Origin of the sequence: Methylobacterium gossipiicola, assembly GCF_900113485.1 — a bacterium.
Lineage (GTDB): Bacteria > Pseudomonadota > Alphaproteobacteria > Rhizobiales > Beijerinckiaceae > Methylobacterium > Methylobacterium gossipiicola.
Genome location: NZ_FOPM01000002.1, coordinates 107929 through 120784, shown reverse-complemented (window position 1 = coordinate 120784; position 12856 = coordinate 107929). Strand labels below are relative to the sequence as shown.

The following is a 12856-nucleotide window of genomic DNA, read 5'->3' as shown; positions in this document are numbered from 1 at the left end:
CCATGCTCGAACACGATGGTCATGGCATCCCCGACGGGCGTGACCGTGCTGCGGATCATGGCATCGCGCACTGGCCCTTCGATTCCCCCGCCCTGGACGTCCTGCCGCCGACCCTTCCCGACGGCCGCGCCTGGCCGAGTATTCATATCCTTACCCCCTCGCTATCCGACGCGCCCGGCTTTCTTGCCACGGCGGCGTCCATTACCGGCCAGACTTACCCGTCGGTTCAGCATCATGCCGTGCCGCCCGACCCCGAGGGCGCGGCGCGCGTCGAGGCTTTGCTGGCGGACGACAGCGCCGACTACCTCCTCGTCCTTCGATCGGGCGACCTGCTGGCGCCCGGTGCCCTCGCGGCGCTCGCCCTCGAAGCCGTCCTGACCGATGCCGAGGTGGTCGCCGGTCTGCGGGTGGTGTTCGGCGCCGCCGTGCTCGGCCTCGACGCCGTGGCGCAAGCCCCCGGTCACCTCGACGCGGCCGTCCCGGCCGGACACCTCGGAGCCTTCACCGGCGGCGAGTGCCTCCTGTCGCGGGCGATGGTGCGCCGGGCAGGCGGCCTCGACCTCCCCTGCGGGAGCCCCGTCGCCGACCTCTGGCCCCGCCTCGCCGGCAGCCGTTTCGCCCGGATCGGCCGTCCGGTCCTCCTGCAATACGAACCGGAACTCGATCCGTCCCCCCCGTCCCCCGGCCTCGCCATCGCCACCCTCACGGATCATGGCGCCGGCGGCGGCGCCGGCATCGCCCATCGACGCTTGGCGGCTGCCCTCGTCCTCGCGGGGCATCGTGTGGCGGAGCATCGTCTCGCGGGCGAGGCGGTTCCGGCGGGCGCCGAATGGCAGGACAGCTTTCCCCGAACGGAGGCTGCGATCCGCGACGGGGGCTACGACCTCCTCCTCGTCGGCAACATCCACGGCGCCACCCGCCGGTTGGCCCTGCTCGATCGACTCCGGCGGCACCTGCCCGTTGCCGTGGTGATGCACGATTTCTTTCCGATTACCGGACGCTGCGCTTTTCCGAACGGATGCACCCGCCTCGTCACGGGGTGCGACGCCCAATGTCCGACGCCGACGCAGTATCCCCACCTGGCCCCCGCGCGGATCGCCGGGGTGCACGCGGAGAAGCGCGCTCTTCTGACGGCCCCCGACGCGCCCCTACTGCTGGCGAATTCCTCTTGGACCCATGATTATACGCGTGGGAACGCTCCCGCCGGCACGGCCGTGGCCCGCATCGATCTCGCCTTTCCCACGGGTGTTTTCCGGCCGGGCGATCGCGCTGCCCTGCGTCGGCAACTCGGTCTGCCGGCCGGGGACGTGCTGGTGATGTTCGGGGCCGTCATCGCCGACGCCCCGGGCAAGGGTTTCCAGGACCTGATGCGAACCCTGCGCCGCATCGCCCGGCCGGGCCTCGGTTTCGTCGCCGTGGGGCGCCTCGACGATTCGACCTCCCTCGGTCTGCCCAATCTGTTCGTCGCCGGCCCCGTCGCCGAAGAGGCGGTTTTGGCGCAATGGTACGGCGCGTGCGACATCTACGTGACGGCCAGCCTCAACGAGACCCTGGGCCAGACGCCGGTGGAAGCGGGCCTATGCGGCATTCCCACCGTCGCCTACCGCGCCTCGGGTCTGACCTCGGCGGTGATCGACGGCGTCTCGGGGGTCCTCGTCCCCCAGGAGCCCGATGCCCTGGGGGACGCGCTCCTGACGCTCGTCGCGGATGAGCCCCTGCGCAAGCGACTCGGTGGCCTTGGTCGGATCGCCCTCGGGAATCGCTTCAGCGACGCGGCGGCGGCCCTGACGTTCAACGACCGGCTCGTTGCCCGTGGGCTCCTGGCGCCGCCGCCCGGGGGGCGCCAACGCTTTTCTCCGCGCCTGCTCGGGCGGTTCGCCTATGCCCGGGATCGCTACCCCGGTGAGACCGGGACGGTATCGGGGCCGTCCTCGACGCCCATCCGCCTCCTGCGCCGGGCCAAGCGCGCCGTGCTGGGGCGGGATCTTCCGCTCTGGGCCCGGCGCGGCCTCTATGCCGGTGGCCTTTTAATTAGAGCCGTGAGACGATTCCGATGAGCGTCGCAAAGCCTCCGCGCCCCGTCTATCTCGACCTCACCAACCTGCGCGGCCACGTCACCGGAATCGAGCGGGTCGCCCTCGACCTGTTCGCGCCGGAGAACCTCGCCCCCCACGCGGTTCGGCCGGTGCGCAGCGGTGGCATTCCCGCGATGGTGCTGGCCCAGCATTTCGGCCTGCCGGCCCGGGCGCTGCTCGACCGTTCGGCCCTGTTCGTGTTTCCGGGCTTCCCGCCGGGCCCCCTCAGCATCGCCTTCGGAGCGCGCTGCCTCACCTACGTCCACGACACCTTCCTGCTCACCCGCCCGCAGGATCTCAGTTGGAAGAGCCGCCTCTACATGGCACCGAGCTTTGCCTTCGCCATGCGCTTCGGGCGGCGCTTCCTCGTAAATTCCCGGACGACGGGCGCGGCCGTACGTGAGGTCTGCCGGCCGGACGCCCTGGTGGCCCTCCTGCGGCCGGGCGTGCGCGACGTGTTCGGCCTCGCCGGCATGGCCGCGACGGCGGCCTACCAACCGGGCAAGCCCTTGCGACTCCTCGCCATCGGCACCGTCGAGCCGCGCAAGGATTATCCGGCGGCCATCGCCATCGTGGCCGCCCTCAATGCCGGCGGCATCCCGGCGGAACTGCACGTGGTCGGCCGCGTCGGCTGGGGCCACCATGCCTTCCTCGACGCGCCGCCGCCCTTCCTCACCCTTCATGGTTACGTCGACGATGCCGGCCTGCGCCGCCTCGCCGAGAGCTGCCACGCATTGATCTCGACCTCGAAGGCCGAGGGGCTCGGCCTGCCCCTCCTCGAAGTCCAGCATGGCGGACTGCCCGTCGTTGCGCCGCAGGGGGCCGTATTCTCCGAAGTGCTGGGACGCTCGGCCCTGTTCATCGCGTCCAACGACGCGGAGGGCTCGGCCGCGCGCATCGCCGATTGGGCGAGGGCCCGTCTTCCGGAGGCGGCAGCGGCCTCACGGGCCAACGTCGTCCGCTGGAACGATCTCGCCCGCGCCGACGCGGCCCGGTTTCGCGACTTTCTCGACCGGGGAGCGGCGGCCTATGTCGACCCGGACGGCATCGTTCCTCCGCGCGCATAGCAGTCGGCCTCGCCACCGCGAGAGCGTGCGGAGTTTTCCCGTGAAAAGTGTCTGCTAACCATCTTTGAGGGTGCCGGGGGGCTTGACCCCTGATTCCGGCCTCGCCCGCACTGCCCGCTAGCGTCTTGTACACGAGCGGACGGTTAGCTGATCCCCGGTCGCCATGGCGCGATGCGCGATCCCTCATAGACCGGCGGACATGCGCGGGTCGAGGTTCGGGCAGTTTTGGCATGACGGCTGCGAATCACGCTGCATCTCCGGCGATCGAGACGGGTATGCGTGCCAGATCGGCACCAAGCCATCGAGGGAAACGGAACTGGAAGCGGGGCGACATCTCGGAAGCGGGACGGTCGGGAGACAGAAACGATGTTCGACTTCGGGACACGGATGCTGGGTGAGCCGGTCGCCGTGGGGCACGGATCTCCGGGCCTCGACAGCACGGAGATCCTGCGCCGCCTGCGGCGGGGCAGCGGCGTCATCGTGCTGTCCGGCGTCGCCGCCGTGGTTCTCGCCCTGGTGGGGCTCCACCTCGCCAATCCGACTTACACCTCGGTCCTTCAGATTCTCGTCGATCCCACCGACCTCTCGGTCATCGCCAACGACCTCACGACGCGGTCGCCGCAGGCCGATAGCGGCGTCTCCATCGCGGAGAGTCAAACGCGGGTGATCCAATCCGACAGCGTCCTGCGTCCCGTCGTGGAGCGCCTCGACCTCGCGCGCGACGACGAGTTCGTCCGGGCACCCTCGACCAATCCCATCGTGGTCGCGTTGAAGGACCTCCTCGACCTCGACATGCCGGCGGCCAGCCGCGACCCCGTCAATCTCGCCCTCGACACCCTTCGGACGAAGCTCGGCGTGCGCCGCGCGGAGCGGACCTTCGTCATCGACGTCTATGTTCAAACCTACGATCCCGAGAAGTCGGCGCGCATCGCCAACGCCATCGGAGAAGCCTATTTCGCCGAAGAGGCCCGGGCTCGAAACGATGCCGCCCGGCGGGCGTCGGACGCCCTCACGGCCCGGCTGACGAGCCTGCGGCGGGGCGTCGAAGAGGCCGAGGGCAAGGTGCTGAAATACCGCGAAGCGAATCGTCTCGTGACGACGAGCGGGCGTCTCCTCAGCGATCAGCAACTCGGCGACCTCAATCAGCAGCTCGTCACCGCCACCATCCGGACGGCCGAGGCTCAGTCCCGGCTGGATCAGGCGCGGCGGATGCAGGCAGGCGAGGCCGGCACCGCCCTGCCGGAGATGCTGCAATCCACCGAGATGCAGAACCTGCGGCAATCCTTCGCCGCCCTCTCGCGCAACACCGCCGAACTCGCCACGCGGCTCGGCCAGCGCCACCCCGCCATGGCCGAGCAATACGCCCAACTGCGTGATCTCCAGCGCCTGATCCAGCGCGAGAAGGAGCGGATCATCGAGACGTCGCAGAAGGATTACGACCGCGCCGCCGCGAGTGAAGCCGCCATCCGTAAGAGCCTGGACCGGGTGAAGGCCGAAACCGCCGGAAACGACCGGGCCAATGTCGGCCTGCGCGAGTTGGACCGGGAGCTCGATGCGCGCCGCGCCGTCTACGAGACTTTCCTGAAGCGCGCCCGCGAAACCTCCGAGCAGGAGCGCCTCAACAACGCGAACCTTCGGGTGATTTCGGCGGCGACGCCGGCTCGCCGGCGCGCCTGGCCACCCTCGCCCAAGGTGGTGCTGCCCCTCGCGTTCGTCCTTGGCCTCGCCGTCGGTGCCGGTCTCGCCCTCCTGCGCGGCGCGCGCCGCGAGACCGGGGTCATGCCGGCCCGCGCCCCTGTCGGTCTCGGCGCCCGTAGCTTCCGCGCCGCCGACGCGTGATATCGGTTTCGGTAGGGGCTTCGCGCTGCCGGGGCGCGAGAGGCTCCTTGTTCTTCGGGGGAGGGGGCCCGCGCCATGCGGAGGCCGAATGGATACCCGGCAACAGGACGGGTGAAGGGGTCCGTCGCGTGTCTCGCCGATCCGCATTCATCGCCATGGAACGGGATGAGATGCGGTTCGGAAGGGTCGACCGGGGGCGATCTTAAGCCGAGCGGTCCCGGCGCCGCGTCGTATCCAGTCCCACCCGGGCTCGCCGCCAGACCACGGCATGGGGGGCGGCGCCGAGGCGCAGGGCGGCGGCGATGACCCGGCCGTCGCGGCGGTTGAGGTCAACGGCGGCGAGGCGGCGACGGGCGAACAGCCGCATCACCACCCGGACGAAGTTCGCCTCGGAGGGATCGGCGATGATCGGGGCGGCAGCGTGCGCGGCATCGAGGACCAGAAACTCCTCCACGGCGTCGCGGATGCCGTTCGGCTCGGCGATGCGCTGCCGCACGGACGGGCTCGGTCCCCCGACATCGATGAGGGCGCGGTCGGGAATGCGGCCTAAGCCGGAGAGCGCGCCGAGGGCCGGGCGGGACGCCGGGTTCTGAAGCGGGATCGGGCCTAGATCGAGGGCGGCGTTCCAGCGCAGGGCCTTCAAACGGTCGGTCAGGACGTCGGTGAGGTCGGGCGTGAACCGGGCTTCGACGGCGGGCGTCACCGTGAGGTTGGGCGGCTGCCAGGGTAGGAAACGACCCCGGCCCCAAATCGGATGCGGCACCGTGAGGGCCACGGCAGCGCGTAAGGTACGCGCGGTGTCGGCCCCGGTCCAGGCGAGGGCGAACACCACGTCGCAGCCGCCGGCCCTGTGTTGGGCCGCCGCCTGAAGATAGTCGGGATCGGAAAAGACTGCGTCCGACCTGCCGATCCGAGTCAGGAGCGCCCGCCAGGCCGCCATGGCTTCGGGCGAGAGGTGCCCCGGGCGAACGAGGTCGATCCGCCACGTTGTGGTGTCGGCCACCCCACCCACACCGGCGCCACCCGGAATCACCGTGAAGTGCCGTCTCTCCATGCTGTCAAACTCCCGCCCGCGTCCCGTTTCGGGACGGCCCGGCCCGCCAGAGGCCCCTCGATCAGCGTCCGGCACCAAGAACGATGCCGCCTGTCCCGGTCCATCCGGGGACTGGCCGATCAGCCGCCGGGGATCGCCAAGGGATTGTCGGTCAGGGCCGCCATGTCGGGAGCATCGATGCGGGGACGGCCGAGGAAGGCGTCCCACAGGCCGGTGACGAAGGCTGGCTCGAGGTCGTGGACGATGAGGACGAGGCGCGAGCGCCGGTCGTCATCCGGCCAGGCCGGAAGATGCACCGGCGCGTGGACGATGTGCTGCACCCCGTGGATCACCACGGGGGATCCGGGATCCTCCGCCAGGGCGACGAGCCCTTTCAGGCGCAGGAGCTTGGGACCGTGGGCCGAGCGCACGAGGTCCAGGAACATCTCCAGCCGCGCGCGTGGAACCGGCACGTCGCTCGTCAGCGTGAAGGCCCGGATGGCCGCGTCGTGCCGGTTCACGTCGTGATGGTGGTGGCCATGGTGGTGATGGGTTTCGACGGCCTCCGCCCCGAGCCACGCGGCGACATCGGTGCCCTTGCCCTCGACCCCGAAGAAACCGCCGAGGAGGTCGGCGGGGGGGACGTCCGATCCGTGCAGGGTGGCGGCCGGGTTGAGGGCGCGCAGACGCGCCGTGAGCGCCTCCGTCCCCTCCGGGGCCAGATCGCCTTTGGTGACGACCAGCCGGTCGGCCACCGCCACCTGCCGCACGGCCTCCGGATGGGCATCGAGGGTGGCGCTGCCGTTCACCGCATCCACCACGGTGACGACGCCCTGCAGCCGGTACCGGATCACGAGATACGGGTGATAGATCAGGGCGTGGAGGATCGGGGCCGGATCGGCGAGGCCCGTCGTTTCGATGACGACGCGGCGGAACGGCGGGATGCGGCCGTTGTCGCGTTTGCGCAGGAGGTCTTCCAGGGTGGCGATGAGGTCGCCGCGCACGGTGCAGCACAGGCAGCCGGCGCCGAGCAGGATCATGTCCTCTTCCACCGTCTCGATGAGGAGATGGTCGAGGCCGATCTCGCCGAACTCGTTGACGATGACCACGGTGTCGGCGAGCGCGGGGTCGCGCAGCATCCTGTTCAGCAGTGTGGTCTTGCCGGCGCCGAGGAAGCCCGTGAGGACCGTGAGGGGGATCGGCGCCGGGGCGCGCGGATCGGTGGGGGCGAGGACGGACTCGGTCATGGCGACGGCCTAACCCGGCTGAGCGTCGGGCTCAATCCGGTCGATCCGTCTGAGAGACGACCGATGCTCGTCAAACTCACCCTGTCCTTCCGGGGTCGCCAACGGCGCCCCGGAAGGACAGCCGATGGTGCTACTCGGCGTCGGCCGCCTTCGCGGCTCGGGCGGGCCTGGCGCTCTGCTTCGGCTTCGCCACGGGTTTCGCCTCCACCTTCGCGGCGGGCTTGGCCTGGGCTTTGGCGGGAGACTTCGCTTGCGCCTTCGGCTGTTCCTTGGCCGATGGCTTGTGAAGGGTGTTGACCTTCAATTTCGGTGCGCCCTCCAGCAGCGGGGTCGCCTCGGCGGGGGCGTAGGCGCTGGCCGATGACGGCACGGCGGATTTTCCGCGCGCCAGGGCTTTCTTCGCCTCGGGTGTTTTCGCCTTGGCGTCCTTGGCCGCCGCGCGGCGGGCCGCGAGGGCGTCGAGGCGGGTCTGGCGGGCGGCGGCCTGGGCCTGGGCGCGCTCGGCCTTCTCGGCCTCGGCCTGGGCGGTCAGGATCGCGGCACCGTCGGCCGGATCGCGGCCGATCCAGACGGGGATCGGCTGCAGCGGCGCGCGGGCCGGAAGTGCCCGGCCGCGCATGGCGCCGTTGTTGAGGGTGGCCAGCGCCAGGGCCGAGCCGGGAGGGGCGGCGGCGGCGAGGATCTGGGCGTTGGAACTGTCGGTATTGCCGGCAATCGCCCCCGGCCCCTCGTCCACCGGCATCGGCTTCTTGCGGTCGCAGATATAGGGGCGCAGGTCCGGCGGTTCGGAGATGTTCGAGGCCGGCAGGGAATCGAGGGTCTGGGCGGTCCAGCCGGTGGTTTGGTTGAAGCCGTAATCGAACAGATCGGACGCCTTGAGGTCACGCTCGCGGGCGCTCGGCTGGCCCATCACCACGGTGATGAGGCGACGCCCGTTGCGGGTGGCGCTCGACACCACGTTGAAGCCGCCCGAGCAGATGAAGCCGGTCTTCATGCCGTCGGCGCCGGGATAGCGCCCGAGCAGGCCGTTGTGGTTGGCCATGATCGACTTGCCGAACTGGATGGCCGAAATGGAGAACAGGTCGCGATTCTCGGGGAAGTCGCGGATGAGGGCGCGACCGAGGATCGCCATGTCGCGGGCCGATGTCCATTGCCGGGCGTCGGGCAGACCGTTCGGGTTGGTCCAGCGGCTCTCGTGCATCCCGATGCGCCGGGCTGTGTCGTTCATCAGGGCGGCGAAGTTCTCCACGGAGCCGCCCAGGGTCTCGCCGATGGCCCAGGCGACGTCGTTGGCAGACTTCACCATGATGATCTTCAGGGCATTGTCGAGGGTGAGCTGCGTGCCCGGCCGGAACCCCATCTTGGAGGGCGGCTCGGCGGCGGCGGCGGCCGAGATCGTGATCAGCGAATTCATCGAGACCTTGCCCTGACGCACGAGGTCGAGGGCAACATAGGTGGTCATCAGCTTGGTGATGGAGGCGGGAAACCACGGGTCGGTGGCGCCCTGCGCGTAGATCACCTTGCCGGAATCGACCTCGACCACGAGGATCGGCGCCGTGACCGCGCCGGCCGAACCGGCTCCGAGCAGGCCGATACCGGCGGCGAAACCGAACGCGAGACGCCTCAACAGGGAGTTCGACATCGAGCCTGTTCTTTGCAAGGGACCGTTCCGGCCCGATGGGGATCGGTCCGCGCGGAGAGAATTAGGGCAACGGCTAAGCTTCGGCGAGACGGGCGTGCGACCGTCGACGATCTGTGGCGCACAAACCCCGTTTCCGTGGCGAGAGCATGGCGGCGGGCGCCCCGCTCCGCGTTTCGGCATGCCCCGTGTCCGTTTCGGGGTGTAGCCTCGCGGACGCGGCGGGCTTATGGGCTGGGCGGAACGTTCGAATGATCCCTTTTCGGATGATCCCCGCGGTCTGTCACGGGCGCGGGTCCTTCTTCTGACAGGGGGGGCCCGCCGCATCTCCTCGAGGCGAGGCGATCGCGCGGACATCGTAGAATTCAGTCCCGCCTGGCGGGCGCCCCGGAACAGCATGGCTTACGCGGTCAAGGAACTCTTCCACACGCTCCAGGGGGAGGGGGCGCAGGCGGGCCGCGCGGCGGTGTTCTGTCGCTTCGCCGGCTGCAACCTGTGGTCCGGTCGCGAGGAGGATCGCGCCACGGCGGCCTGCCGGTTCTGCGATACGGATTTTGTCGGCCTCGACGGCGAGGGCGGCGGCCGGTTCGCCACCCCGGAGGATCTGGCCGAGGCCATCGCGGCAGCCTGGGAGGGCGGGCCGCGCAATCACTACGTGGTGTTCACCGGCGGCGAGCCCCTGCTTCAACTCGATCCTGCCCTGATCGCGGCTGTGCATGCCCGAGGCTTCGAGATCGCGGTGGAGACCAACGGCACGCTTGCCGCCCCCGAGGGGATCGACTGGATCTGTGTCAGTCCGAAGGCCGGCAACCCCCTGGTGCAGATCACCGGCCACGAGCTGAAGCTCGTCTATCCGCAGGTCGAAGCCGAGGCCGATCCGGCGCGCTTCGCCGATCTCGCCTTTCGGCACCATTGGCTCCAGCCCATGGACGGGCCGGAGCGCCTCGCCAACACGCAAGCGGCCGTGGCCTATTGCCGGAGTGACGCGCGCTGGCGGCTCTCGCTCCAGACCCACAAGATCATCGGAATCCCGTAACGCCCATGAAGATCACCCAAGCCTTCACCTTCGAGGCGGCGCATCGCCTGCCGAACGTACCCGAGACCCATCGCTGCCATCGCATGCATGGGCATTCCTATCGGGTCGAACTCACCCTCACGGGCGCCGTCGATCCGCAGACCGGATGGGTGGTGGATTTCTTCGACGTCGAGCACGCCTTTGCCCCCGTGCTGCTTCAGCTCGACCATTACTGCCTCAACGACATTCCGGGCCTCGAGAACCCCACGGCCGAGCATATCGCCGCCTGGGTCTGGACCCGTATCAAGGGGGCACTGCCGGCGCTGTCCTCCGTGAAGGTCTACGAGACGCCCATGTCCTGGGCCGAATACGAGGGTGAGGGGGCGCCGAAGGGCGGCGGGCACCCGTGAGCGACAACCGCGCCCTGGTGCTGTTCTCCGGCGGGCAGGATTCGGCCACTTGCCTCGCCTGGGCCCTCGATCGCTTCGCCAAAGTCGAGACCCTCGGGTTCGATTATGGTCAGCGCCACCGCATCGAACTCAACGGCCGCGCCGCCCTGCGGGCCGGCATGACGGCCCTGAACCCGGCCTGGGGCCGGCGCCTCGGTCCCGATCACACCCTCGACCTCGCGGCCCTCGGCGCCGTTTCCGACACGGCGCTTACCCGCGACACGCAGATCGCCTTCGCGGCGGACGGCCTGCCCAACACCTTCGTGCCGGGCCGCAACCTCCTGTTCCTCACCTTCGCGGCGGCCCTGGCCTATCGCCGGGGCCTACGCCACATCGTCGGCGGCATGTGCGAGACGGATTATTCGGGCTATCCCGATTGCCGCGACGACACCATCAAGGCGCTCCAAGTGGCGCTCAATCTCGGCATGGACCGCCGCTTCGTCCTCCACACCCCTCTCATGTGGATCGACAAGGCCAACACGTGGCGCCTCGCGGAGGAGCTCGGCGGGCGCCCCCTCGTCGATCTCATCGTGGAAGCGAGCCACACCTGCTACCTCGGCGAGCGCGGCGCGCGGCATGCCTGGGGCTATGGTTGCGGCGCGTGCCCGGCCTGTGAATTGCGGGCCAAGGGATATTCGGCGTTCGTGGCGGACACCACGGGTTGAGGAGGGTTCGAACATCGCGGGTGCGCGAGGGACTCACTCGCGTAGAGAGAGCATTTTAACCGCCGGGGTGGACACTCGCCGGATCGCAGGCTGGCGGGCGCATTCTTGCCCCCGAGGTGATGCGGACGAGATGCCACCGATGTTCAAGCTCAATCTGCCCCGCAAGCTGTACCTGCTCGTCGCCGTGGCGGGGCTCTGCTTCCTCGCCCTGGGCGGGCTTGTGCTGGACTACCAGTACAAGGCCATGCTGGAGCAGCGCCTGGCGCGCGTTGGCGTTCTCACCGACGCGGCCATGGGCGTGATCGGCCGTTATCAAAACCTCGCCGCGAAGGGCGAGATGACCGAAGCGGCCGCCCGCGCCGCCGCCCTCGGCGACATCGCGGCCATGCGCTACGGCACCGACGGCTATTTCTTCGTCCTCGACGAGAACGCCGTCTTCCTCAGCCATCCGACCCCCAGCATGATCGGCCGCGATTACAGCCAGCAGGCCGACGCCGATGGCTTCCGGTTCATCGCCGACGTGCTGCCTCGGGCGCGCCGCGACGGGCAGGCGAATGTCCGTTACGTTTGGGTCAAGGCCGGTGAGACGGCGCCGAGCCCGAAGGTCAGCGTCTTCCGCTACGACAAGTCCTGGGGGCTCTTCGTCGCGACGGGCCTCCACATCAGTGACCTGACCACCATGGTCTGGGTTCAGGCCGGGCGTCTCGCGATCTTCGGAGCGCTGATTCTGCTCGTCCTCGGCGGCGTCTCGTTCCTCATCATCCGCTCCATCCTGCGGCCGATGGATCGTCTGAACCAGGCCATGGGCGCCCTCGCGACCGGGCGGACCGACCTCGAACTCCCCGAGGCGGAGCGCTCCGATGAGGTCGGCGCCATGGCGCGTGCGGTCCTGGTGTTTCGCGACAACGCCATCGCCCGTGAGCAATTGCAGGGCGAACAAGAGGCGGAGCGGGCCCGAACCCAGCGCCGGGCCGAGGCCCTCGGCGGTCTGATCCAGGGGTTCGAGGAATCCATCACCCATGTGGTGGCGGGGATCGGCGGAGCCGCGACGCAATTGGAGACCACCGCCCGGACGATGACCGCGACGGCGACGCAGACGGCGGCCAAATCCTCCACCGTGGCGACGGCAGCCGAAGCGGCGGCCTCGAACGTCAATACCGTCGCGGCCGCCGCCGAGGAACTCGGTTCTTCCGTGTCGGAGATCGGCCGTCAGGTCGACGGTTCGGCCAATCTCGCGGGCCTTGCCGTGCGCGAAGCCGCCCAGACCGGTTTGCTGGTTCGGGAACTGAGCGCCGCGGCGTCGCGGATCGGCGACGTGGTGGCGATGATTTCGTCCATCGCCGGCCAGACGAATCTGCTGGCCCTCAACGCAACCATCGAGGCGGCGCGGGCCGGTGAGGCGGGCCGGGGCTTCGCCGTGGTGGCGGCCGAGGTGAAGGAGCTCGCCACCCAGACGGCGCGGGCGACACAGGAGATCGGCGAGCAGATCACCCGCATCCAGACTTCGACGGAGCAGGCCGTGACGGCCATTGGGACGATCACCACGCGCATCGAAGAGATCAGCGGCGTCGCCACCTCCATCGCGGCCGCCGTCGAGCAGCAGGGTGCGGCGACCCAGGAAATCGTCCGCAACGTGGCTCAGGCCGCGACGGGCACGGGTGATGTGACCGCCAACATCGCCGGCGTGGCCGACACCGCCGAGACCACGGGCGCCGCCGCCGGACAGGTGCTTACTTCCGCCTCCGACCTCGCGCGCCAATCCGCGACGCTTCAGGGTGAGGTGGTCCGTTTCCTCGCCACGGTCCGGGCGGCCTGAGAGTCGCAACG

Annotated in this window: 10 protein-coding genes; 7 read left to right on the top strand and 3 right to left on the bottom strand. The window is 69.7% G+C overall.

Going from position 1 to position 12856, the window contains the following annotated elements; translation table 11 throughout:
* Positions 1-2: 2 nt before the first annotated feature.
* The 3 genes from BM249_RS02110 (at position 3) to BM249_RS02100 (ending at position 4981) form a co-directional block, all read left to right on the top strand.
* Positions 3-2057, top strand: coding sequence for a glycosyltransferase (locus BM249_RS02110; protein WP_091968509.1), 2055 nt, complete (start codon positions 3-5; stop codon positions 2055-2057).
* A complete protein-coding gene (locus BM249_RS02105; RefSeq protein WP_091968507.1) occupies positions 2054-3142 on the top strand; it encodes a glycosyltransferase in 1089 nt (362 codons plus the stop codon). The genes BM249_RS02110 and BM249_RS02105 overlap by 4 nt, the downstream gene beginning before the upstream one ends.
* A gap of 366 nt (positions 3143-3508) precedes the next feature.
* Entirely contained in the window at positions 3509-4981 is a 1473-nt protein-coding gene (locus BM249_RS02100; RefSeq protein ID WP_091968505.1) for a GumC family protein, read from the top strand.
* A 202-nt stretch (positions 4982-5183) separates the two neighbouring features.
* Here the strand turns inward: BM249_RS02100 and BM249_RS02095 are convergent, their stop codons facing one another.
* The 3 genes from BM249_RS02095 to BM249_RS02085 form a co-directional block, all read right to left on the bottom strand.
* Positions 5184-6035 carry a GNAT family N-acetyltransferase gene (locus BM249_RS02095; RefSeq protein WP_091968503.1) on the bottom strand — a complete coding sequence of 284 codons (852 nt, stop codon included), beginning with the start codon at positions 6033-6035 and terminating at the stop codon, positions 5184-5186.
* A 119-nt stretch (positions 6036-6154) separates the two neighbouring features.
* On the bottom strand, positions 6155-7261 hold the full coding sequence (locus BM249_RS02090; RefSeq protein WP_091968501.1) for a CobW family GTP-binding protein: 1107 nt from the start codon (positions 7259-7261) through the stop codon (positions 6155-6157).
* Between the two features lie 130 nt (positions 7262-7391).
* The gene (locus BM249_RS02085) at positions 7392-8903 is read right to left on the bottom strand and encodes a D-alanyl-D-alanine carboxypeptidase family protein (protein WP_091968499.1); all 1512 of its coding nucleotides are present in this window, start codon (positions 8901-8903) and stop codon (positions 7392-7394) included.
* A gap of 394 nt (positions 8904-9297) precedes the next feature.
* Between BM249_RS02085 and queE the strand changes: the two genes are divergently transcribed.
* The 4 genes from queE to BM249_RS02065 all read left to right on the top strand — a co-directional run bounded on the left by queE (position 9298) and on the right by BM249_RS02065 (position 12845).
* A complete protein-coding gene (gene queE / locus BM249_RS02080) occupies positions 9298-9936 on the top strand; it encodes a 7-carboxy-7-deazaguanine synthase (RefSeq protein ID WP_091968497.1) in 639 nt (212 codons plus the stop codon).
* Between the two features lie 5 nt (positions 9937-9941).
* Entirely contained in the window at positions 9942-10325 is a 384-nt protein-coding gene (gene queD, locus BM249_RS02075; RefSeq protein WP_091968495.1) for a 6-carboxytetrahydropterin synthase QueD, read from the top strand.
* Positions 10322-11029: a 7-cyano-7-deazaguanine synthase QueC gene (gene queC / locus BM249_RS02070; RefSeq protein ID WP_091968493.1), complete on the top strand. Its 708-nt coding sequence runs from the start codon at positions 10322-10324 to the stop codon at positions 11027-11029. Before queD ends, queC begins: the two co-directional genes overlap by 4 nt.
* Before the next feature lie 139 nt (positions 11030-11168).
* Complete coding sequence (locus BM249_RS02065; protein ID WP_091968491.1) at positions 11169-12845, top strand: methyl-accepting chemotaxis protein; 1677 nt, start codon at positions 11169-11171, stop codon at positions 12843-12845.
* Positions 12846-12856 lie beyond the last annotated feature (11 nt).

Excerpts from the sequence above, each read along its gene's own strand:
- BM249_RS02065 (WP_091968491.1), top strand. The coding sequence starts at position 11,169 with ATGTTCAAGCTCAATCTGCCCCGCAAGCTGTACCTGCTCGTCGCCGTG.
- BM249_RS02095 (WP_091968503.1), bottom strand. The coding sequence starts at position 6,035 with ATGGAGAGACGGCACTTCACGGTGATTCCGGGTGGCGCCGGTGTGGGT.
- BM249_RS02105 (WP_091968507.1), top strand. The coding sequence starts at position 2,054 with ATGAGCGTCGCAAAGCCTCCGCGCCCCGTCTATCTCGACCTCACCAAC.
- queE (WP_091968497.1), top strand. The coding sequence starts at position 9,298 with ATGGCTTACGCGGTCAAGGAACTCTTCCACACGCTCCAGGGGGAGGGG.
- BM249_RS02085 (WP_091968499.1), bottom strand. The coding sequence starts at position 8,903 with ATGTCGAACTCCCTGTTGAGGCGTCTCGCGTTCGGTTTCGCCGCCGGT.
- BM249_RS02100 (WP_091968505.1), top strand. The coding sequence starts at position 3,509 with ATGTTCGACTTCGGGACACGGATGCTGGGTGAGCCGGTCGCCGTGGGG.
- BM249_RS02090 (WP_091968501.1), bottom strand. The coding sequence starts at position 7,261 with ATGACCGAGTCCGTCCTCGCCCCCACCGATCCGCGCGCCCCGGCGCCG.
- queD (WP_091968495.1), top strand. The coding sequence starts at position 9,942 with ATGAAGATCACCCAAGCCTTCACCTTCGAGGCGGCGCATCGCCTGCCG.
- BM249_RS02110 (WP_091968509.1), top strand. The coding sequence starts at position 3 with ATGCTCGAACACGATGGTCATGGCATCCCCGACGGGCGTGACCGTGCT.